The 20,584-nt window shown below is 74.7% G+C and carries 18 protein-coding genes and 1 riboswitch; of the genes, 6 read left to right on the forward strand and 12 right to left on the reverse strand.

What is annotated here, in order from left to right:
* Window positions 1–42: 42 nt before the first annotated feature.
* The 8 genes from ACFXMG_RS14940 to ACFXMG_RS14975 all read right to left on the reverse strand — a co-directional run bounded on the left by ACFXMG_RS14940 (window position 43) and on the right by ACFXMG_RS14975 (window position 8,715).
* Window positions 43–879 carry a type 1 glutamine amidotransferase domain-containing protein gene (locus tag ACFXMG_RS14940; RefSeq protein WP_383815460.1) on the reverse strand — a complete coding sequence of 279 codons (837 nt, stop codon included), beginning with the start codon at window positions 877–879 and terminating at the stop codon, window positions 43–45.
* Between the two features lie 86 nt (window positions 880–965).
* The gene (locus ACFXMG_RS14945; protein WP_360312585.1) at window positions 966–1,658 is read right to left on the reverse strand and encodes an EthD domain-containing protein; all 693 of its coding nucleotides are present in this window, start codon (window positions 1,656–1,658) and stop codon (window positions 966–968) included.
* Window positions 1,659–1,789: 131 nt separating this feature from the next.
* Window positions 1,790–3,277: a phosphomannomutase/phosphoglucomutase gene (manB, locus tag ACFXMG_RS14950; RefSeq protein WP_383815463.1), complete on the reverse strand. Its 1,488-nt coding sequence runs from the start codon at window positions 3,275–3,277 to the stop codon at window positions 1,790–1,792.
* A gap of 39 nt (window positions 3,278–3,316) precedes the next feature.
* Window positions 3,317–4,855: a maltokinase gene (locus ACFXMG_RS14955; RefSeq protein WP_383815465.1), complete on the reverse strand. Its 1,539-nt coding sequence runs from the start codon at window positions 4,853–4,855 to the stop codon at window positions 3,317–3,319.
* The gene (locus ACFXMG_RS14960; RefSeq protein WP_383815468.1) at window positions 4,852–6,075 is read right to left on the reverse strand and encodes an IS701 family transposase; all 1,224 of its coding nucleotides are present in this window, start codon (window positions 6,073–6,075) and stop codon (window positions 4,852–4,854) included. Before ACFXMG_RS14960 ends, ACFXMG_RS14955 begins: the two co-directional genes overlap by 4 nt.
* A gap of 352 nt (window positions 6,076–6,427) precedes the next feature.
* A complete protein-coding gene (locus ACFXMG_RS14965) occupies window positions 6,428–7,123 on the reverse strand; it encodes an SDR family oxidoreductase (protein ID WP_383815470.1) in 696 nt (231 codons plus the stop codon).
* Between the two features lie 63 nt (window positions 7,124–7,186).
* Window positions 7,187–8,527 carry a sugar phosphate nucleotidyltransferase gene (locus ACFXMG_RS14970; RefSeq protein ID WP_383815472.1) on the reverse strand — a complete coding sequence of 447 codons (1,341 nt, stop codon included), beginning with the start codon at window positions 8,525–8,527 and terminating at the stop codon, window positions 7,187–7,189.
* A gap of 62 nt (window positions 8,528–8,589) precedes the next feature.
* Complete coding sequence (locus ACFXMG_RS14975; RefSeq protein WP_383815475.1) at window positions 8,590–8,715, reverse strand: hypothetical protein; 126 nt, start codon at window positions 8,713–8,715, stop codon at window positions 8,590–8,592.
* A 325-nt stretch (window positions 8,716–9,040) separates the two neighbouring features.
* On the opposite strand from ACFXMG_RS14975, the gene ACFXMG_RS14980 reads away from it, so the two are divergent.
* The gene (locus tag ACFXMG_RS14980) at window positions 9,041–9,916 is read left to right on the forward strand and encodes a LuxR C-terminal-related transcriptional regulator (RefSeq protein ID WP_383815477.1); all 876 of its coding nucleotides are present in this window, start codon (window positions 9,041–9,043) and stop codon (window positions 9,914–9,916) included.
* Between the two features lie 57 nt (window positions 9,917–9,973).
* Here ACFXMG_RS14980 and ACFXMG_RS14985 read toward each other — a convergent pair whose 3' ends face one another.
* Window positions 9,974–11,002, reverse strand: a complete 1,029-nt coding sequence (locus ACFXMG_RS14985) for a transketolase (protein ID WP_383815479.1) — start codon at window positions 11,000–11,002, stop codon at window positions 9,974–9,976.
* A gap of 1,060 nt (window positions 11,003–12,062) precedes the next feature.
* On the opposite strand from ACFXMG_RS14985, the gene ACFXMG_RS14990 reads away from it, so the two are divergent.
* Window positions 12,063–13,433, forward strand: coding sequence for an FAD-binding protein (locus ACFXMG_RS14990; protein WP_383815481.1), 1,371 nt, complete (start codon window positions 12,063–12,065; stop codon window positions 13,431–13,433).
* Between the two features lie 11 nt (window positions 13,434–13,444).
* Window positions 13,445–14,200, forward strand: a complete 756-nt coding sequence (locus tag ACFXMG_RS14995; RefSeq protein WP_383815483.1) for a decaprenylphospho-beta-D-erythro-pentofuranosid-2-ulose 2-reductase — start codon at window positions 13,445–13,447, stop codon at window positions 14,198–14,200.
* 28 nt (window positions 14,201–14,228) lie between these two features.
* On the opposite strand, the gene ACFXMG_RS15000 is transcribed toward ACFXMG_RS14995, so the two are convergent.
* A complete protein-coding gene (locus tag ACFXMG_RS15000) occupies window positions 14,229–14,810 on the reverse strand; it encodes a 2'-5' RNA ligase family protein (protein ID WP_383815486.1) in 582 nt (193 codons plus the stop codon).
* Between the two features lie 115 nt (window positions 14,811–14,925).
* Window positions 14,926–15,942: a tryptophan--tRNA ligase gene (gene trpS / locus ACFXMG_RS15005; protein WP_383815489.1), complete on the reverse strand. Its 1,017-nt coding sequence runs from the start codon at window positions 15,940–15,942 to the stop codon at window positions 14,926–14,928.
* Between the two features lie 56 nt (window positions 15,943–15,998).
* Between trpS and ACFXMG_RS15010 the strand changes: the two genes are divergently transcribed.
* Both ACFXMG_RS15010 and ACFXMG_RS15015 read left to right on the forward strand, forming a co-directional pair.
* Complete coding sequence (locus tag ACFXMG_RS15010) at window positions 15,999–16,610, forward strand: RNA polymerase sigma factor (RefSeq protein WP_383815491.1); 612 nt, start codon at window positions 15,999–16,001, stop codon at window positions 16,608–16,610.
* The gene (locus tag ACFXMG_RS15015; protein WP_383815494.1) at window positions 16,603–17,427 is read left to right on the forward strand and encodes a hypothetical protein; all 825 of its coding nucleotides are present in this window, start codon (window positions 16,603–16,605) and stop codon (window positions 17,425–17,427) included. The genes ACFXMG_RS15010 and ACFXMG_RS15015 overlap by 8 nt, the downstream gene beginning before the upstream one ends.
* 35 nt (window positions 17,428–17,462) lie before the next feature.
* Here ACFXMG_RS15015 and glyA read toward each other — a convergent pair whose 3' ends face one another.
* On the reverse strand, window positions 17,463–18,776 hold the full coding sequence (gene glyA, locus ACFXMG_RS15020) for a serine hydroxymethyltransferase (protein WP_383815496.1): 1,314 nt from the start codon (window positions 18,774–18,776) through the stop codon (window positions 17,463–17,465).
* Window positions 18,777–18,840: 64 nt separating this feature from the next.
* Window positions 18,841–18,931, reverse strand: a riboswitch (ZMP/ZTP riboswitch).
* 106 nt (window positions 18,932–19,037) lie between these two features.
* Between glyA and rocD the strand changes: the two genes are divergently transcribed.
* On the forward strand, window positions 19,038–20,243 hold the full coding sequence (gene rocD / locus ACFXMG_RS15025) for an ornithine--oxo-acid transaminase (RefSeq protein WP_383815498.1): 1,206 nt from the start codon (window positions 19,038–19,040) through the stop codon (window positions 20,241–20,243).
* The last annotated feature ends 341 nt before the right edge of the window (window positions 20,244–20,584 follow it).

Here is a 20,584-nt window from a genome sequence, read left to right on the forward strand (position 1 = left end):
TGCCGTACGGAATTCCGTACGGCCGTACGGAACGCGCCGGCGTTACCAGCCGAAGCGGCGCAGACCGTCCTCGAGAACCTCGACGACCTTCTCGCCGGTCAGGTAGGAGTCGGGGGTCGAACGCCCGGTGATGAACGGGTAGTCGACGATGACCGAGGTCTCCTTGCCGAAATTGCCGATGTAACGGCCGTCGGGTCCCGTGGCGTCGCGCAGGATGTACTCCAGCGGGTACGGCGGCGGGCCCATGACGAAGTCGGTGCCGAGGAAGCCGGTGCCGTCCTTGTAGTCGTACTCCTTGCAGTGGCCCGTGACGCGCTTGCCGCGGATGATCGACGCGCGGTCCTCCCAGTCGCGGGCGAAGGCGAGCGGCGTCACGCCGTAGCACTCGGCCGCGATCGGCTTGTCCGCGCGGTGGAAGGCGAGCACGATCTCGTGCAGCCGCTCGTTGTTGCCGAGGTCCACGATGGGGCCGCTGCCGCCGACGATGAGGAGCGCGTCGTAGGCGTCGAGCTCCTGCTCGACCAGGGCGACGGCCCGGTGGTACTCCTCCAGGCGGCGCAGGTAGTCGTCGTCCGAGGTGTACGGGCGCTGCGGCAGCCAGCCCGAGATGTCGATCGGGTCGTCGAGGCGGTCGGACGCGTCCAGTTCGCGGGTGAGCCGCGCGACCTCCTCGGAGGTGACCGAGCGGCCCAGCGGCGGGTCGATGTACCCGGGGTCCATCGACGGCGGCAGGGCGTGCGCCCGCTTGCCGGTCGGGGTCGCGAAGTCGACCTCGTAGCCGCGCTGGTCGAAGTGGTGGAGCGGGCCGACGAGCTCCTCGCCCCAGTAGCCGTACTCCGAGAGCACGACGAGGATCTTCCTGGCGTTCTTCCTGGCCACGCCTTCTCCTTGGGTGGTGGGTGCGGAAGGGGTGGCCGCGTCCGCGGGCGCCGGGCGCCGGCGTCGCAGCCACCTCGGTGGGCGGATCAGCGGGCCTCGGGGCCGATGATCCAGTTCTCCTTCACGGCGAGCGAGAAGACGTACTTCGGGTCGACGATCGCGTCCCGGGCCGCCCGGACCTCGCCGGTGGAGTACGCGCGCAGCGCCTCGCGGAGCGCGTCCACGTCGTCGAACCACAGCTGCTCGACGGAGTCGAAGGCGGCCTCGCCGAAGACGTAGGCGCCGTCCACGGTGTGCGCGTGCAGATGGCGGCGCAGGCCCGGGATCCCCTTCACGGCGTCGGCGTAGGCGCCGAGGCTCGCCTCGCGGTACTCCGCGAGGCCGAGGCCGGGCCGGCGCTTGAGCAGCACCGTGAGCTTCACGCCGCCGCCCTGCTCGGGGCCGGGCACCAGCTCGTGGGCCGTGGTGTCGACGACCAGGGTCTGCCAGAACGCGGCCCAGTGGGGCTCGTCGAGGCGGGCGCCCTGGAGGAACTCCTCGGTCTGGAGGGAGGCCAGCTGCTCCTCGCCGTTCGCGAGCCAGATCTCGGCGATGCCCTGGTGCGGCAGGGCCGGCGTGCCGAGGTTCTCCTCGATGTCGACGACGGTGTCGACCATGTACTTGCGGATCTGCGGGATCTTCGCGGCGTACTTCACCGCGTGCACGTCCACCCAGTAGTCCTGGAATTCCTGGGCGGTCATACCGGGCTTCGGCGCCGCCAGAATGAACTGGTGAATCATCGGGATTCTCCCTCTTTCACATTCCGTGAACTCGTGTCATCTTCACCGGGTGCTTCTCGGCCGGTCAAAGATCGTCCTGGGACTTCCTGAACTGTCCGCACACGCGTTCTCCCGGGTGTGCGGAGCGGAATTCAGGAGGGGTCGATTCCGCCGTGCACGGCGAGTACGTCGAGCACCCGGCCGCGTACGGTCGCGACCTCGTTCGCGTCGGCGCCCTCCGCGTTGAGCCGCAGGACGGGCTCGGTCTGGGAGGCGCGCAGGTTGAACCAGGCGCCGCCGGGCAGCTCGACGGTGAGCCCGTCGAGGAGGTCGGTCTCGGCGGCGGCGAAGGCCGCGCGGACCGCCTGGACGGCGGCGGCCGGGTGGCTCACCGGGACGCCGCTCCCGGCGCCGTCGTCCGGGCCGGCGGCGAAGGCGGCCCGGACCGCCTCGACGGCCGCCTCCGGGTCGCTCACCCGGACGTTGATCTCGTCGGAGGCCGCGTACCGCGTGTATCCGGCCATCAGCGCGGACAGCGGCCGGTCCTGTCCGCCGAGGGCGGCGAGGACGTGCAGGGCGGCGAGCATGCCGGTGTCCGCGAACCAGAAGTCGTGGAAGTAGTAGTGGCCGGAGTGCTCGCCGCCGAACACCGCGTCGTGCTCCGCCATCAGCGCCTTGACGAAGGAGTGCCCCACCCGGGAGCGGACCGGCTTGCCGCCGGCCTCGGCGATCAGCTCCGGGACCGCGCGGGAGGTGATCAGGTTGTGCACCACCGCCCGGCCGGGGCGGCGGGCCAGTTCGCGGGCCGCGATGAGGCCGATGACCTGGGACGGGCTGATGCCCTCGCCGCGCTCGTCCACCACGAAGCAGCGGTCGGCGTCGCCGTCGAAGGCCAGGCCCAGGTCCGCGCCCTCCGCGACCACCCGCGCCTTGAGGTCGGCGACGTTGGCCGCCTTCATCGGGTCGGCCTCGTGGTTCGGGAACTCGCCGTCCAGCTCGAAGTAGAGCGGCACCACCCGGAGCAGCGGGTGGTCGAGCACCTTCGGCGCGGTCAGCCCCGCCATGCCGTTGCCCGCGTCGACGACGACCTTGAGCGGGCGGATGCCGTCGAGTCCGACGAGCGAACGCAGGTGGGCCACGTACCCGTCGAGCAGGTCGAGCGCGGCCAGGCCGCCCCGGGCGCCGACCGGCGGCGGCGCGGGCTCGGTGAGGGCGGCCCGGATCCGCTCCAGGCCGGTGCCGTCGCCGACCGGGACCGCGCCGGCCCGGCAGAGCTTGACGCCGTTGTACCGGGCCGGGTTGTGGCTCGCGGTGAACATGGCGCCCGGCACGCCGAGACTGCCGGACACGTAGTACAGGTAGTCGGTCGAGCCGAGTCCCGCGTCCAGCACGTCGGCGCCCCGGTCGCGGACGCCGTCCGCGAAGGCGGCGGCCAGGGCGGGCGAGGTCGCGCGCATGTCGCGGGCGACGGCGATGCGGGAGGCCCCGGTCAGCTCCGTGAAGGCGGCGCCGATCCGGCGGGCCGCCTCCGCGTCGAGCAGCTCGGGGGCGAGGCCCCGGATGTCGTATGCCTTGACCAGTCCCGCGTAGCGGTCCTGTCCTGCGTAGCGGTCCGGCGCGGTGCCGGGAGTCGTGCTCATCGCTCCTGCTTCCTTCGTCGTCGGGGGGCGGTGGCGGGGTCAGCCGGCCGGGAGCCGGCCGTGGGCGAGCCGCCGGACGGCCGCGAGCGGGATGGGCAGCCACTCGGGCCGGTTCCGGGCCTCGTACACCGCCTCGTACACGGCCTTGTCCGCCTCGAAGGCGCGCAGCAGCACGGGGGCGCGGCGCGGGTCCGCGCCGCCCGCCTCGGCGTAACCGGCGCAGAAGGCCCGCCTGTTGTGGACGGCCCAGGCGGAGGCGCGGCGGGCCAGCCGGGTGCCGCGCAGGTCCTGCGGGGACTGCGCGCCGGGCGGTGCGCCGAGCAGCCCGGCGAGGGCGTGGTGGGCGGCGTAGTCGAAGGACCGCAGCATCGCGGCCACGTCCCGGAGCGCGGGCTGCGGCCGGCGGCGCTCCCCCACCGAGTGGCCCGGCTCGCCCTCGAAGTCGATGAGGACCCAGTCGTCCTCGGCGCGCAGGGCCTGGCCGAGGTGAAGATCGCCGTGGACGCGCTGCACGGGCGGCGCGTCGCCGCGCCGCACCGCTTCGGCGAGGCTCCGCTGCACGGACCGCAGGGGCCGCTCGAACGGCCCGAGTTCGGGCAGCTCGCGCAGGGCCTCGGTGAGCCGGTCGCCGAGGGCGGTGACGAGCGCGCCGGCCTCGGCGGGGCTCAGGGCACGGCTGCCGAGCTGCGCGGCGAGCGCGGCGTGGACGCGGGCGGTCGCCCGCCCGAGGGCGCGCGCCTCCTCGGCGAAGCCGCCGAGCGGGGCGACCGTCTCGCACTCGCCGACCACGCACGCGCGGGCCGCCTCGACGGCGAGCTGCCAGCCGTCGCCCCGGGAGGGGACGAACTCCTGGAGGATCGCGAGCGTGGTGCCGCCGCCGGGCCCGTCCGGGGCGGACCGGATCCAGCCGAGCGGGGCGGCGGCGCGGACGCCGCCGGCCCGGTCGAGCGCGGCGAGCAGTTCGAGTTCGGGGCTGGGTCCCGGGGTGGGGCGGCGCAGCACCTTGAGGAGGGCCCGGTCGCCGTAGAGCACCGAGCTGTTCGACTGTTCGGCGGTTCCGGCGCGGGCGGCCAGCCCGGTGGGCAGCGGGCCGCCGCCGTGCTCGAAGCGCAGGACGCCCACGCGGTCGCCCCGGGCGATCCGCTCCAGGAGCCGGCCCATCAGCTCGGCGTCGCCGGTGGCTTCGTACAGCACGGGCCGCCGGCCGCCGGGGAGTTCGGCGCGGCCGATCCGCACGTCGTCGCCGAGGCCCGGGGGCAGCTCGTCGCGGACGCCGACGAGGAGCTGGTACAGCTCGTCGTGGCCGGCGCGGACGACGGCGAGCAGCAGCGCCGCCGGGCCCTCGACGACCAGCTCGGCGAGGACCGGCGTGACGGCGGCGAGCGGGGTGTCCTTCCCGGCGAACCACCGCCGGCCCCGCAGCCAGCCGGGCACCCGGTCGCAGAGCGCGTCCCGCAGCACGGGCAGATCACGGACGGTGCAACCGGCGGGCGGCGGAGAGGTGGTGTACGGGTCGGCGGGCGGCGGAGGAGCCGGGTACGGGTCGGCGGGCGGCAGGGCGGGGTCGGTTCTCGTCATGCGGCGGACGCCCCCAGGGTGCCGTGGCCCACCGGGCGCGCCGGTCCGACCGGGCGCACGGGGACCGGCGGCAGCCGGAGCGGGGCCGGCGCGGCGGCGTCGGCGGGCTGTGCGGACAGGACGGAGGCGGCCTGGGCGAGCGACACCATCGTCATGTGGTGGTGCCAGCCCCGGAAGGAGCGCCCCTCGAAGTCGCGCAGCCCCAGCGGGTCCGCGATCTCGGCCATGTCCCGCTCGGCCTTCCGGGCGAGGGCGGCGGTGCGGTAGAGCGTGCCGACCCGGGTCCGGGTGAGGTTGGAGAGCCAGTACTCCCCCGGGGCGCGCCGGTTCGGGTCGGTCCACGCGCCGAGGAGCACCAGGTCGGCCCGGTCGGAGCCGTCGCCGCCGGGCGCGTCCGGCAGCGGGAGCCGTACCGTCGTGGTGCCGACCGAGGTCGCGCGGAGCGCCCCGGCGGTGTGGTCGTACCACTCGACGGGCAGGCACCGCCGGCTCAGCGCCCGCAGCAGGTCGCCGGAGCCGCGCCGCAGCAGGGACGGGTCGATGCGGACGACGAAGGGCGTGCGGCGGCGGAGGAGTTCGGTGCAGACGCGGGTGGCGTCGGACTCGCGCAGGTCCATCACGACGGGCCGGGCGGGCAGGTCCCACTCCTCGGTCATCCGGGCGACCGCGTCGATCGCGCACTGTTCGGGCGGGCAGGAGCCGACGTCCTCCGGGATGGAGGCGCGGCGGCGGAGCCCCGGCTCGGCGACCCAGGAGTCCGGCAGGGCCAGGCGCCAGTCGACGGGGCAGCTCGCGCGGTCGGAGGTGAGCCAGACGCCCATGGCGCGCTGGCAGTTGACGTACCGGCCGATCTGCGGGACCCACTGGCGGTGGACGCCGACCGAGTGCTGTCCGACCTTGACGATGACGAGCGGCTGGACGACCCAGGCGCGCGGGGCGGTGCGCTGGAGCAGCCGGGCCAGTTCGCGGCGGACCGGCGCGGTGTGCCAGGGCGACTTGGTGATGAACTGGTAGAGGCTCTGCTCGACGCCGCCGCCGGCCCCGGCGGCCAGCGCCCGCATGGTCTTCTTCCCCTCGACGGAGAGGAGGCCGCGCATGTACATCTCGCCCCAGCGGCGCTGGTCGCTGCGGGGAATGGAGGTGAAGGTCCGGGAGACGATCTCGGCGACCGTCTCCTCGGCGACCGCCTCGGGCAGGTCCCGGTGACGCTCGTTGGACATGGCTCGGCCCTCTCCTGAGGTCGTACGGATGCAATCCGGGGGCGCGCGGGGCGGGACGGTCGCCCGGCCGGCGCGGACGGGGCCGCGCGGGGACGCGGGCACACCGGACACCGGGGTCGGCGGGCCGCTGCCTGCGCCGATCCCCGGGTCCGGAGCCCGCCGGAGCAACGGGGGGTACCTGCCGGCGGGCGTCATGGACGGACCGGGCGGCTGAACCGACCGGCCTCGTCGTGGGTGGGGGCGCCGGTGAAGGCGCCGCGGGTGGACGGCCCCGGGGGCCGGGGCCTGTGGTGGGAGGGCCCGGAGTCGGGGCCCCGGGTCGGGGCCCGTGGTCAGGGCCCCGTGTCGCGGGCTATCGCGTCGTCAGGACGCGGTCCGGGGCGAGGCGGCGGAAGAGCGGGGCCCAGTCCACCGGCGCGGCGCCGGGTTCGTTGTAGATCTCGAAGGTGCGTCCGGCCGCCTCCGGCGTCCGCAGCGCGCGCACGCACGCCTCGGCGACGGCCGACCGGGAGACCCAGCCGCTGCCGCGGTCCTCCTGTTCGAGCCGGACGCGGCTGCCGGCGGTGGTGTCGTCCGTGAGCCAGCTGGGCCGTATCACGGTGTACGGGAGCGCCGACTCCCGTACCGCCTCCTCGCCGCGCAGCCGCCAGTCCAGCAGCCGCCCGTAGGCGTTCATCGGGTGGTCGCGGCGGGTCACGAAGATCTGACTGACCAGGACGACGTGCGGGCGCCCCCCGTTCGCGGCCACCGCGGCGAGCACATTGCGCACGCCGTCGTACACCGTGCTCTCCGGGCAGTCGGGGCCGCTCTCGGCGGTGCCCGGCTCGACGCTGAACACCACGCCGGCGCAGCCGTCGAGCGCGGGGCCCAGGGTGTCGGCGTACCGGACGTCCGCCCGGTGCGTCTCGACCCCCTCCTCCGGCGGCACGGGGCCGTGCTCGGGCCGCCGGCTGACCACCCTGACCGGGGTGCCGAGCCGGTGCAGGCGACGGGCCACCAGACCACCGACCCGTCCGGCACCGCCGATCACCGCGATGGGACCGTTCATCGTTCTCCCCCTTTCCCCGGGCCTCCCCGGGGCGACACGCCGGTCTCCCGGCGGCGCCGGGCCTCAGGCCCAGCGCAGGATGTCCTCGGCGCTTCTCAGTTCCGTCTGCGCGGGCACACCGCACAGGGCCGGCACGCTCAGCCGCGGGTAGACGGTGATCCCGAAGAAGCGGGATCCCGGCCACAGCACGGCCCCGTCGCCGATGGCCGAGTGGCCTTCGAGCCGTACGGGCCGGTCGCGCTCCGACCGCACCTCGGCCATGGGGCCCACGTAGCTGTCGGCGATGTGGGCGTACGGGCCGATGACGGCGGAGTCGCCGACGGCGGAGTCGATCAGCGTCGCGCCTTCCCTGACCTCGGCACCGTCGCCGACGTCCGCGTGCTCCAGCCGGACCCCCGGGCCTATCTCGACCCCCCGGCCGATCCTGACGCCGGGTCCGACGACGACCGAGCCCTCCTCGATCTTCTGGGCGAGGGTGGTTCCTGTGACGTCGTCCTTGGTCCGCAGGCTGGTCTCGTGGATCCAGTGCCGCGGACGGAGGCCGTCCGGGGCGTCCATGAGCCGGTTCATCTGCTCGTACGCGCCGTCGAGCACGAGCCGTACCGTGTCCAGGTAGTCCGGGACGTTGCCGAGGTCGCCGAGGCGGCCGATCGTGTGGGTCGCCACCGGGAGCCCGCGGTCCGCGAGCCAGGGCAGCAGGTCGCCGCCCCAGTCGAGCCGCTGGTGCGACTGGCGGAAGAGTCCCGGGTCCCGGGCGAGGACGCGCAGCCGGTCGCAGTCCACCAGGTACATGCCCGCGTTGGTGGGCAGGGTGAGGGCGGGGTCCGCCTCGGTGCCCGGGAAGAGGGCGGCGAGTTCGCGCGCTCCCGGCTTCTCGACGAAGCCCCGGACGAGCCCGGCCCCGTCGGTCCGCATGACGCCGTACTTGCCGGCGATCTCGGCCGCCGTACGGGCGACGGCGGCCACCGTGACCACCGCGCCGCGCCGGCGGTGCTCCCGCTCCATCGCCTTCAGGTCGAAGTCGAAGAGGGAGTCGACGGGCAGCACGAGCGCCCTGCCGCGCAGGTCCCACTGTTCGAGGTTGTGGAGGGTGGCCCCGGCGGAGCCGACGTTGTAGCGGTCGAAGCGGGACCGGGAGTACGTGACGTCGACGCCGTGGCGTTCGCCGTGTCCGAGCAGGAGCTTGATCTGGTTCCGGTTCTCCAGGCCGTGGGTGACCACGTAGAAGCGGCGGATCCCCTGGTCGCGGCAGGCGTCGACGACCCATTCGACGAGCCGTCTGCCCACCAGCGGGATGAGCGCCTTGCTCCGGATGTAGTCCGTGGACTTGAGGGTGATGGGCTTCGCCCGCTCCCCCCTGCCGCCGGCGAGGATGATGCCGACCGTCTCCCCGTCCGTGCTCACTGCGTCCCCCTCGTGGTCGACCATCGCGGGCATGACTGACGGTCCCGGGTGCCGGGGGCCGGTCAGCCCCAGCCGTCGTCGGCGGGCTTGGCTATCACGGAGCGGGGGCCGACGCCCCAGCCGTCGTCGGCGCTGACGACGCCGGCCGGGTCGGCGGCGGCGGAGCCGAGGCCCGCCTGGAGGCCCACGGCCAGGGCGCCGACGAGGAGGGCGGCACTTATAGCGCTTACATTCGCGGAATTCAAGAAACTCATTTCTTCCCCCTGTGGATTGTCTGGAATCATTCGCCGCCACCTGAGCGGGAGCGGCGCCTCTCGACATCCGAAATCATGCCGGAGAAAACTCGCCGGACGAGGTTTCGGTAGCATCGTGATCACGCATTGCGAGAAACAGAAGGGGGAGCCAATGTGTAGAAACAAGGACATATCACACCAGACGAACGTGGCGAGGGTCTGCGACCGCGGTCTGGAGACGTATCGCGGCGCGCTGCGAACAGGCCCCATTTCCGGAGAAATGCCCGAGTGCCTTCTCGAATTGGGCCTGCTCCGCCCGCTGGCCGAAAACCCGGCGATATTCGCGGCCGTCCCGCCCGACATCGCGGCGAGCGAGCTGTCCCGTCCGATCGAGCGGGCCGTCCTCGTCCAGCAGCACACCATCGCCGCCCTGTACGACGCGGTCTCCGCGGCCGAGGACGTCTACCGGGCCGAGCAGCGCAATTCCATCTCGCCCACCCGGGCGCTGCACGGCGGGGAGGTCATCGCGGCGGCGCTGCGCCGCGCGGCCGACGGCTGCCGGCACGAGATGCTCGCCGCCCAGCCGGGCGGCAGCCGCAGCCCGGACGTGCTGGCGTCGGTGCTGCCGCGTGATCTGGAGATGTCCGCGCGGGGGGTCAAGCAGCGCACGCTCTACCAGCACACCGTCCGCACCCACGGGCCCACGCTCGCCTACATCGAGCGGGTCTCCGCGGCCGGCGCGGAGGTCCGCACCCTCGACGAGATCTTCGACCGGCTCATCGTCTACGACCGGACCATCGCGTTCATCCCCGACCCCCGCCTCGAACGGGACAGCCACGCTCTCGTGATCGAGCACCCGGGCATCGTCCACTACCTCGCCACGGTCTTCGACCACGCGTGGCAGCGCGCGGAACCGGTGAGCATCACCCAGGAGCGGGCCCGTCCGCCGCTGATGACGAACGAGACCCGGCGCTCCGTGCTGCGGCTCATGGTGGAGGGGTACACCGACTCGACCATCGGTTCCCGCCTCGGCATCAGCTCCCGCACGGTCTCGCACCACATCAAGAAGGCGGCGGAGCAGTTCGGCAGCCGCAGCCGCGCCCATCTCGCCTACATGCTGGCGCAGTCGGAGATCCCTCCGGAGAACACTCCCTGAGCGAAAGGCCCCCGGCCCGGTCGGGTACGGGCCCCGCGGCCCGCACCCGACCGGAGGTCAGGCTCCGGCGTCCGGGGCCTCCAGGCCGGCGAGCACGGCGAGCACCGCGCCGACCGCCCCGTCATCGGCACCGCTCTCCTCACCGGCTCCGGGGACGGCTCCGGCTCCCGCTTCGGCTCCGGCTCCGGCTCCGGCTCCGGCTCCGGCTCCGGCTCCGGCTCCGGCTCCGGCGGGCAGCGGTACGCCCGTCACGCGGCGGCCGGGAAGCAGCCGGGCCAACTCGGCGGCGAGGCCGTCCACATCCACCTCGCCGACCGCCCCGACCAGCGCGAACTGACGGTGTCGGCGTTCCGTCAGTGCGGCGGCCGCGGCGGCGAGGTCCTCGTCCCCGAGGTAGACGAGATGGGCGTGCGCCCGGCGCGCGCCCGGCATCCGCACGAGCGAGGCCGCGAGCGCCGTACCCCGCTCCCCCACGGAGACCAGGCAGGTCGGCTCACCGCCCGGGGACTCCGTCCCCGCCGTGACCCCCGTCCCTTCCGGGGTTCCGCACGGCGGGTCGTCGTGGACCAGGGGGGACGGGCGGCCGTCGTCCGGCGGGCCGCCGGGGCGGCCGGCGGCGCCGGTCCAGGCGGTCACCTCCGCGCCGACCCGGATGTAGTGCGGGCGACCGGTGCGGGCCGCCTCCCGGATCACCGCCCGGGTCTCCTCCTCTCCGCACGGGACGGCGAAGGAGATGTCCGGCAGCCCCCGCAGGACCGTCTCGGCCTCGTCCCACCGGGCGGCCGGGGTCACCACGGTGGCGCCGGCGGCCAGGAAGGCCCGGACGGCGCGGAGTTGTTCCATCGGACGGAAGCCCTGCCCGGGTCTGACGCAGACGAACTGCCGGAAGCCGGCGACGGCCAGTCCCCGCGCCATGCTGGCCATGGCCGCCTCGACACCGTTGAGGTCGAAGAAGCGGTCCGCGTGGGCGAGTTCGAAGGGGTGCCCCCGGCCGTCGGCCTTCCCGGCCAGGCACACCACACGCCGGTCCCGCGCGGCGATCCTGGTCAGCTCGTCCACGTACGCCTCACAGCCCGAGCGCCTCATGAGGCGCTCCCGGGTCTTGGCTCCGGCGGGCAGGCGACCCGGACATGCGGGGCGCCGGCCCGGGAGGCGCCGACCCTTGGGGCACCGGCCCGGGGAACGGGCGGGCGCTCCGGGGTGCGGACGGGGGTACGCGGTGGGGTGCCGCCCTCGGCGGTGCCACGGACGGCGGTGCCACGCGCGGCGGTACCACAGACGGCGGTACCACAGACGGCGGTGCGCCCGGCGCGGTCGCGGGCGCGGTCTAACCTCGTGCCCTCCTCGTACCCGTACCGGGCGACGAAGCGAGCGGCGGATGCGGCGGAGCGGTGCATGTGAACCTCTTTCGTGGTTCGACGGGCGCCGGGATTCCGCCGGTGGATCCGGGCGGGCCATGACGCGACGGGGTACGGGGAAGCGCCGGACACGGCGCCACCGGCCGGGGCCGGACGGGCCGGACCGGCGCGGAGGAGCCGCCGAAGAGCGCAGCCCGGACGACATCGGGGCATCTGTACGGAAAAGTCCCGCGGACTTTGTCAGGTCGCCCCGCCCACGCGCCCTCCCCCGGGCGGGTCACGGCGGGCGTGACCCGTCCCGGGACGACTGCGGCGAGCGCGGGAGGGCGGTGGCGGAGGTTCTGCCGGCGGGCGGGATCCGACGGGATCCCGGGCCGGCCGGGCGGAGGCGGTGACGAACGGTGACGGCGCGGGCCGGGCCCGCGCGGCCCGGTCAGGGCTCGGGGTTCCCGCAGATGACGGGCCGGGGAGCGGCGAGGACGGCGACGCGTCCCGGTCCGGCCCCGTCGGGGCGAGGACTCTCGTGTCCGTGCGCTCGCGCCATGTGACTACCCCCGTGTCGGTCCCGCGGCTCATGACAGCTGTGCCGCGGATGCCGCCGTCCCGGACAAGTGCGGAGAAGCCGCCCGGACGGCTGCGCAGATCATAGCCAACCCGCTTTCGGGCAGGCCGGTTTGTCGCCATGGTGAGACGGGCCCCGCCGCGCGGCGGGAGGGACGCCGCGACGCAGCGACACATCGAGCCACAAGAGCCGCATAAGAGACAGATGGGGCGCTACCGTCACCCCCATGGCTGTCGAGACCTTCCTCCCGGACGACGACTGCGTGGCGCTCACGGGCTCCGGCGGCACCGCCCCCTCCCTCGCGCTGCTCGTCCGCCCCCGCTCCGCGCCCGAGGCCGCCCGCTCCGTGCTCGGCCGGGGCGCGCGGGGCGTCGTGGCCCGCGGCCGCGGCGGCGCCTGCGGCGACGCGGCGCAGAACGCCGGCGGGACCGTCCTCGATCTCACCGGGCTCGACCGGATCCAGGGCCTCGACCCGCGGGAGGGCGTGGTGGTGTGCGAGGCCGGCACCGGTCTCGACCGGCTCGCCCGCGCCCTGCTGCCGCACGGCTGGCAGCCTCCGCTCGACCTCGTCGCCGGCCCTCGTCCGGCCCGCCGCCGCGCGGGCACCGTCGGCGGCGCGATCTCCCGGGGCGACCTCATCGGCGCGGTCCGCTCGCTCGAACTCCTCACCGCCGACGGGGCCGTGACCACGGTGCGGCCCGGCGATCCGCTGTGCGACGCGACCACCGGCGGGCTCGGCCTCACCGGTGTGATCCTCTCCGTCGCCCTCGCCCTGCGGCCCGTCGAGACCGCCTACGTACGGGAGCGGTCCCTCCCGTTCCGCGACGCCGACGCCCTGCTCGCCCACTGGACCGGCGTGGACGCGCCCCGGGGGCGGCACGCGCGCGCGTGGGTCGAGCTGTCCGGCCGGGGCCGCGCCGTCCTGACGACCGCCGAGCCCGTCCCGTACGCCGGACTCCCCCGGGGCCACCGGGCCCGCCGCGCCCCGCTCGGCCTCCCGTCCCGTCCCGGCCCGGCGGGCGGGCTGCGGGCACTGCCGGGGCTCACCCGCACCCGTCCGCTCACGCCGTACGGCCCCGGCGCGTCCGGCGGTCTCCCCGCGGCCCCCGGCTCCGCCCTCCTCCCCCGTGTCCTCGCCTCCCTCGGCCGCTCCGGCGTCGTGCCCGTCCCCGGGCTCGCCGGCCCCTTCGTGCGGTACCGCTGCGCCGTGCCGGAAGGGCGGGAGGAGGCGCTGCGCGGGATCCTCGGGCTGCTCGCCCACCGGCGCTCGCCCGCCCGGGGCGCCCGGCACGCGCGCGTGGAGCGGGTGTACGCGGACGGGGCGGACGGGGCCGGGCCGCTGGCGTTCCCGTTGCGCGGCTGGACCCTGGGGTTCGACGCGCCCGCCGGGGCGCCCGGGCTCGGGCGGTTCCTCGACGTCCTCGACGAGCGGGTCGCGGCGGCCGGCGGGCGGGTCTGCCTCGCCGAGGACGCCCGGCTGCGGCCCGCGCTGCTTCCCGTGATGTATCCGCGGCTCGACGCCTTCCGTGGGCTGCGCGCCTCGCTCGATCCCCGGTCCCTGTTCCGCTCGGACCTCTCCCGCCGTCTCGGCCTCTAGGAGTGATTGTCGTGAAGGACGCCTTCGGTGCCCCCCAGTCCCTGCTGCTGCTCGGCGGCACGTCCGCCATCGGGCTGGCCACGGCGCGCCGGCTGATCGCCCGCCGCACCCGGACGGTCTGGCTGGCCGGCCGCCCCTCCCCCGAACTGTCCGCGGCGGCGGGCTCGCTGCGCGCGCTGGGGGCGGAGGTGCACGTCGTGCCGTTCGACGCGCTGGACACGGACGCGCACGCGGAGCGGCTCGGGAAGGTCTTCGCCGAGGGCGACGTCGATCTGGTGCTGCTGGCCTTCGGGGTCCTCGGCGACCAGGCGCGGGACGAGTCCGAGCCGGCCGCCGCGGTGCGGGTCGCGCAGACCAACTACACGGGCGCCGTGTCGGCGGCCCTGGTGTGCGCGGGCGCGCTCCAGGCGCAGGGGCACGGCTCGCTGGTGGTGCTGTCGTCGGTGGCGGGCGAGCGGGGACGGCGCGCCGACTTCATCTACGGCTCGTCGAAGGCGGGGCTCGACGTGTTCGCGCAGGGGCTGGGGGACGCGCTGCACGGGACGGGGGTGCACGTGATGGTGGTGCGGCCCGGTTCGGTGCGCTCGGCGCGGACGGCGGGGCGCCCGGAGGCGCCGCTGTCGACCACCCCGGAGGCGGTCGCGGGCGCGATCGAGCTGGGGCTGCGGCGCCGCTCGGAGACGGTGTGGGTGCCGGGCCCGCTGCGCCTGGTGGCCTCGGCGCTGCGCCACGTACCCCGGCCGCTGCACCGGCGGCTGCCGGTGTGAGCCGGCGGAGGCCCGGCGGCCGCGGGCCCTAGGGGGTCGAGCGGACCGGGCTGCCGCCCTGGGAGGGGACGGCGGAGATGGGGCGGCCGCTGCCGAACTCGTAGTCGTACAGCTTCCGCCACACGCCGTCAGCGCCCTGCTCGTAGAGGGCGAAGGAGGAGCAGGTCCAGGCGGCCTCGTAGCCGGCCAGTTCCTCGTAGGCCCGGTCCATCGCCTCCTCGGCGATGCCGTGGGCGACGGTGACGTGCGGGTGGTACGGGAACTGGAGCTCGCGGACGAGCGGCCCGGCCTCGTCCCGGAGGCGGGCCTGGAGGCGGTCGCAGCCGGCCATGCCCTCGGCGAGGGTGACGAAGACCACCGGGGAGAGCGGGCGGAAGGTGCCGGTGCCGCTGAGCCGGATCCCGAAGGGGAGCCAGTCGGCGGCGACGTCGGTGAGGTGCGCCTCGATCTCCGGCAGCCGGTCCTGGTCGACCTCGGTGGGCGGGACGAGCGTGACGTGGGTGGGGATGGCGTGCGCGGCGGGATCCCCGAAGCCCGCGCGCCGCTCCTGGAGCAGGCTGCCGTGAGGCTCCGGGACCGCGATCGAAACGCCGAGCGTTACGGTCCCCACGTCGTTCTCCTCCGTCGTCTCGGTCGGTCGGTGTCCGGGTCGGTGTGTGGTGGTGCAGCGCCAGTGTGCGGCCTGCACCACCCTGATGGCCAGGGTCCTCGGACCCTGCGCCGTGTCAGTGCTTCGCGGGCAGGAAGCCGATCTTCTCGTACGTCGCGGCCAGGGTCTCGGCGGCGACCGCGCGGGCCTTGTCCGCGCCCGTCGCCAGGATCGAGTCCAGCGTCTCCGGGTCGTCCAGGTATTCCTGGACGCGGGTCCGGAAGGGGGTGACGAAGTCCACGACGACCTCGGCGAGGTCGGTCTTGAGGGCGCCGTACATCTTGCCCTCGTAGCTCTTCTCCAGCTCCGCGACGCCCGTGCCCGTGAGGGTGGACATGATCGTGAGGAGGTTGGAGACGCCCGCCTTGTTCTCCGGGTCGAAGCGGATCACCGTGTCGGTGTCGGTGACGGCGCTCTTCACCTTCTTCGCGGTGACCTTGGGGTCGTCGAGGAGGTTGATGAGGCCCTTCGGCGTGGAGGCCGACTTGCTCATCTTGATCGACGGGTCCTGGAGGTCGTAGATCTTCCCGGTCTCCTTGAGGATGTACGGCGCCGGGATCGTGAACGTCGCGCCGAAGCGCCCGTTGAAGCGCTCCGCGAGGTCGCGGGTCAGCTCGATGTGCTGGCGCTGGTCCTCGCCCACCGGCACCTGGTCGGCCTGGTAGAGGAGGATGTCCGCGACCTGGAGGATCGGGTACGTGAAGAGGCCGACGGTGGCGCGGTCGGCGCCCTGCTTGGCGGACTTGTCCTTGAACTGGGTCATGCGGGACGCCTCGCCGAAGCCGGTGAGGCAGTTCATGACCCAGCCGAGCTGCGCGTGCTCGGGGACGTGGCTCTGGACGAAGAGGGTGCAGCGCTCCGGGTCGAGGCCGGCGGCGAGGAGCTGCGCGGCGGCCTGCCGGGTGTTGGCCCGCAGCTCGGCCGGGTCCTGCGGAACGGTGATCGCGTGCAGGTCGACGACCATGTAGAAGGCGTCGTGCGACTCCTGGAGGGCGACCCACTGGCGGACGGCGCCGAGGTAGTTGCCGAGGTGGAACGAGCCCGAGGTGGGCTGGATCCCGGAGAGCACGCGGGGACGAGCATCAGAGGCCATGCACATCATTCTCTCAGGTGTGGGAACCGATCCCCGACTTCCGGTGTACCAAGAGTGTGAGGACACGGGAGGGGGGCTCGGCCGTCGTCGACGAGAGCGCCGTGATCGCCCGGGTGCGCGCCGGAGAGCCGGAGGCGTACGCGGAGCTGGTCCGCGCGCACACGGCGATGGCGCTGCGGGCGGCGGTGGCGTGCGGGGCGGGTGCGGAGGCCGAGGACGTGGTGCAGGCGGCGTTCTTCAAGGCGTACCGCTCGCTGGGGAGTTTCCGGGAGGGAGCGTCCTTCCGGCCGTGGCTGCTGAGCATCGTGGCCAATGAGACGAGGAACACACTGCGTTCGGCGGGGCGTCAGCGGGCGGTGGCCGGGCGGGAGGCGGAGCTGCTCTCGGGCGAGCCGCTGATACCGGAGTCGGCGGACCCGGCGGCGGCGGCGGTGGACGGGGAGCGGCGCCGGCGGCTGCTCGCGGCGCTCGACGGGCTGCCGGAGGAGCACCGGCGGGTGGTGGTGCACCGCTATCTGCTGGAGCTGGACGAGGCGGAGACGGCCGAGGCGCTGGGGTGGCCGCGGGGGACGGTGAAGTCGCGGCTGAGCCGGGCGCTGAAGCGGCTCGGGGTGGCGTTGGGTGCGAGGGGAGCGGTGGGGGCGAAGGGAGGTGAGGAGTGTGCATGAGCGCGAGCGTGGGCGTGATCGTGAGGACGAGGGGTCCGGGGGGCTGCCGGAGGAGCTGAGGGAGCTCGGGCGGTCGCTGCGGGTGCCGGACGTGGACGGGGAGTCGATGGCGGAGCGGGTACTGGCCCAGCTCCTCGCCGAGCACGTGCCCGTGCCGGTGGCTGCGCCCGTGCCTGCGCCGGAGCCGGAGCGGCCGGAGCGGTGGGGGTGGTGGCGGCGGTGGTGGCGGGCGCTGCTCGCGGCGCTGTCCGGGCTGCTGGTGGTGGCGGTGCTGACGCCGCCGGTGCGGGCGGCGGTCGTGGAGTGGCTGGGCGTCGGCGGGGTCGCGGTGGAGTACGCGCCGGGGGCGGCGCCCGGGGCGGCGGAGGAGGTTCCGGGGTGCCCGGGGGCGGTGCCGGTGGCGGAGGCGGCCCGGCGGGCCGGGTTCGCGCCGCTGCTGCCGGAGGGGGCGGCCGGGGCGGTCACGGCGGTGACGGGGCGGGAGCCGAGGGCGGTGGTCGGCGTGTGCTGGCGGACGGAGGAGGGGGCGGTGGTCCGGCTGGACGAGTTCCCGGGCGAGCTGGACCTCGGCTTCATGAAGCGGATACGGGTGCAGCCGGAGCCGGTGGCGCTCGCGGACGGGACGGAGGCGTACTGGTTCGCCGAGCCGCACCTGCTGACCTTCCCGCTCTCCTCGGCCGACGGCGGGTGGCGGCACGAGGTGCGGACGGCGGGGCCGACGCTGCTGTGGGTCCGTCCGTCGGCGGGGCTGACGCTGCGGCTGGAGGGGATACCGGACCGGACGGAGGCGCTGCGGGTCGCCGCCTCCGTCCGGTAGCCGGTAACCGGTAGCCGCTGGCCGGCGGCCGGGTGTCAGGCGGGCAGGCCGGGGGCCGGGTGGGCGGCCATCAGGTCGGCGACCTCGGCGCGGATCTTGGCGAGGGTGGACTCGTCCTCGGCCGCGGCGGCGGTGACGGCGCGGTCGATCCAGTCGGCGACCTGGTCCATGTGGGCGGGGGTGAGGCCGCGGGACGTGAGGGAGGGGGTGCCGATGCGGAGGCCGGAGGGGTCGAAGGGCTTCCGGGGGTCGTAGGGGACGGTGTTGTGGTTGACGACGATGCCGGCGCGGTCGAGGGCCTTGGCGGCGGTCTTGCCGGGGACCTGACGGGAGGTGAGGTCCATCAGGATCAGGTGGTTGTCGGTGCCGCCGGAGACCAGGTCGAAGCCTCGGGCGAGGAGGGCGTCGGCGAGGGCCCGGGCGTTGGCGACGACGGCGTGGGCGTAGGCACGGAAGGAGGGCTGGGCGGCTTCGCGGAGGGCGACGGCGATGGCGGCGGTGGTCTGGTTGTGCGGGCCGCCCTGGAGGCCGGGGAAGACGGCCTTGTCGAGGGCCTTGGCGTGCTCCGCGGTGGACATCAGCATGGCGCCGCGCGGGCCGCGGAGGGTCTTGTGGGTAGTCGTGGAGATGACGTCCACGTGACCCACCGGGGAGGGGTGGGCGCCGCCGGCGATCAGGCCGGCGATGTGGGCGATGTCGGCGACGAGGACGGCGCCGGCCTCGCGGGCGATCTCGCCGAAGGCGGCGAAGTCGATGGTGCGGGGCAGGGCGGTGCCGCCGCAGAAGAGGATCTTGGGGCGTTCGGCGAGGGCGAGGTCGCGGACCTGGTCGTAGTCGATGAGGCCGGTGTCGCGGTGGACGCCGTACTGGACGCCGCGGAACCAGGAGCCGGTGGCGGAGACGCCCCAGCCGTGGGTGAGGTGGCCGCCCATGGGCAGCGCCATGCCCATGACGGCGTCGCCGGGCTTGGCGAAGGCGAGGTACACGGCGAGGTTGGCCGGGGAGCCGGAGTAGGGCTGGACGTTGGCGTGGTCGACGCCGAAGAGGGCCTTGGCGCGCTCGATCGCGAGGGTCTCGACCTGGTCGACGACCTGCTGGCCCTCGTAGTAGCGGCGGCCGGGGTAGCCCTCGCTGTACTTGTTCTGGAGGACGGTGCCGGAGGCTTCGAGGACGGCGGCGGAGACGTAGTTCTCGCTGGGGATGAGGCGGAGGGTGTCGGCCTGGAGCCGTTCCTCGGCGCCGACGAGCGCGGCGAGCTCGGGGTCGGTCGCGGCGAGCGCGGGGCGCGTGGCGGGAACGGGAACGGGAGCGGGAACGGGAAGGGTCGGGCGCTGCGGCGGGGTGGTCACGTGTTCCTCCGGGAGTACGTCGGAACGTCCCGGGGGCGGGTGCCGCACGGGACGCGGAGCGGTCCCGTGATGCCCAGGCGAGCGGCACCTCGTGTGGTGGAGCGCGCGCGGCTCCCCCGGGGTCGGTTCCCCGTACGCCAGTCGCCGCGCGTGGGCTCAGAGTAGCGGGCGCGCCGTGGTGCGAGGTTTCTTCGTCCGCGATGCGAGCGACGATAAGAAGGGGCCACAACACACCCCGGCCGCAGGACGATCGGAGATCCCGTGTCGAGAACGCAAGACGAGATCGCTGCCTCGGACGCGCACAGCGCCCGCAACTACCACCCCCTGCCCGTCGTCGTCGCCTCCGCGGAGGGGGCGTGGCTGACCGATGTCGAGGGGCGCCGCTTCCTCGACATGCTCGCCGGCTATTCGGCGCTGAACTTCGGGCACGGCAACCGCCGGCTGATCGAGGCGGCGAAGGCCCAGCTGGAGCGGGTGACGCTCACCTCGCGGGCCTTCCACCACGACCGGTTCGCCGAGTTCTGCACGCGGCTGGCCGAGCTGTGCGGGAAGGAGCTGGTGCTGCCGATGAACACCGGGGCGGAGGCGGTCGAGACGGCCGTGAAGACCGCCCGGAAGTGGGGGTACGAGGTGAAGGGCGTGCCGGACGGGCACGCGAAGATCGTGGTGGCGGGGAACAACTTCCACGGGCGGACGACGACGATCGTGTCGTTCTCCACGGACCACGAGGCCCGGGACCACTACGGGCCGTACACGCCGGGCTTCGAGATCGTGCCGTACGGCGATCTGACGGCGCTGGAGGCGGCGGTCACCGAGAACACGGTGGCGGTGCTGCTGGAGCCGATCCAGGGCGAGGCGGGCGTGCTGGTGCCGCCGGACGGGTATCTGCGCGGGGTGCGGGAGCTGACGGCCCGGCGGAACGTGCTGTTCATGGCGGACGAGATCCAGTCGGGCCTGGGCCGGACGGGCCGCACCTTCGCCTGCGAGCACGAGGGCGTCGTGCCGGACGTGTACATCCTGGGCAAGGCGCTCGGGGGCGGTGTGGTGCCGGTGTCGGCGGTGGTCGCGGACGCGGACGTGCTGGGGGTGTTCCGGCCGGGCGAGCACGGCTCGACCTTCGGCGGGAACCCGCTGGCCTGCGCGGTGGCGCTGGAGGTGATCGCGATGCTGCGCACCGGTGAGTACCAGCAGCGGGCGGCGGAGCTGGGTGAGCACCTGCACGCGGAGCTGGGACTGCTCGTGGGCGGCGGAGCGGTGGAGGCGGTGCGGGGCCGCGGGCTGTGGGCGGGCGTGGACATCGCGGCGGCGCGGGGTACGGGGCGGGAGGTGTCGGAGCGGTTGATGGAGCGGGGGGTGCTGGTGAAGGACACGCATGGTGCGACGATTCGGGTCGCGCCGCCGCTGGTCATCTCAAAGGAAGACCTGGACTGGGGCCTGGACCAACTCCGAGCCACCCTGTCCCCCTGACGGCCCCGGCCCCGTCGCAGCCATCCGTCCCACTGGGTCGGTGCCCCCCGCGCCCGGGGCTGTGCGGGTGCCGCCCCTCCGTTCCGCTGGGGCGGTGCCCACCCCCCGCTCCGCCGTTCCGTTGTGGGCATACGTTCCGCTAGGGCGGAACGGGTGGGCACAACGGAACGGCACCCTTCGCGGGTGCCTCCGCGCCGGTGCCTGGACCCGCACCACTTGTGCACCGCGCTACGGGTGCGGGTTCGGGCGCGGAAAGCCTTGGCCCGGCAGGGGGCGCCGTCCCTGTGCCCACCCGTCCCGCCCTGCGGGACGCCTGCCCACAGGGACGGCGGCGGGGCGGC

The organism is Streptomyces sp. NPDC059201 (assembly GCF_042754585.1).
In the GTDB taxonomy this organism is placed as follows: Bacteria; Actinomycetota; Actinomycetes; order Streptomycetales; family Streptomycetaceae; genus Streptomyces.

Bases quoted from the DNA above. Each gene is read 5' to 3' on its own strand.
- ACFXMG_RS14945 (WP_360312585.1), bottom strand. From the start codon at position 1,658: ATGATTCACCAGTTCATTCTGGCGGCGCCGAAGCCCGGTATGACCGCC.
- manB (WP_383815463.1), bottom strand. From the start codon at position 3,277: ATGAGCACGACTCCCGGCACCGCGCCGGACCGCTACGCAGGACAGGAC.
- ACFXMG_RS14955 (WP_383815465.1), bottom strand. From the start codon at position 4,855: ATGACGAGAACCGACCCCGCCCTGCCGCCCGCCGACCCGTACCCGGCT.
- ACFXMG_RS14960 (WP_383815468.1), bottom strand. From the start codon at position 6,075: ATGTCCAACGAGCGTCACCGGGACCTGCCCGAGGCGGTCGCCGAGGAG.
- ACFXMG_RS14965 (WP_383815470.1), bottom strand. From the start codon at position 7,123: ATGAACGGTCCCATCGCGGTGATCGGCGGTGCCGGACGGGTCGGTGGT.
- ACFXMG_RS14980 (WP_383815477.1), top strand. From the start codon at position 9,041: ATGCCCGAGTGCCTTCTCGAATTGGGCCTGCTCCGCCCGCTGGCCGAA.
- ACFXMG_RS14985 (WP_383815479.1), bottom strand. From the start codon at position 11,002: ATGAGGCGCTCGGGCTGTGAGGCGTACGTGGACGAGCTGACCAGGATC.
- ACFXMG_RS14990 (WP_383815481.1), top strand. From the start codon at position 12,063: ATGGCTGTCGAGACCTTCCTCCCGGACGACGACTGCGTGGCGCTCACG.
- trpS (WP_383815489.1), bottom strand. From the start codon at position 15,942: ATGGCCTCTGATGCTCGTCCCCGCGTGCTCTCCGGGATCCAGCCCACC.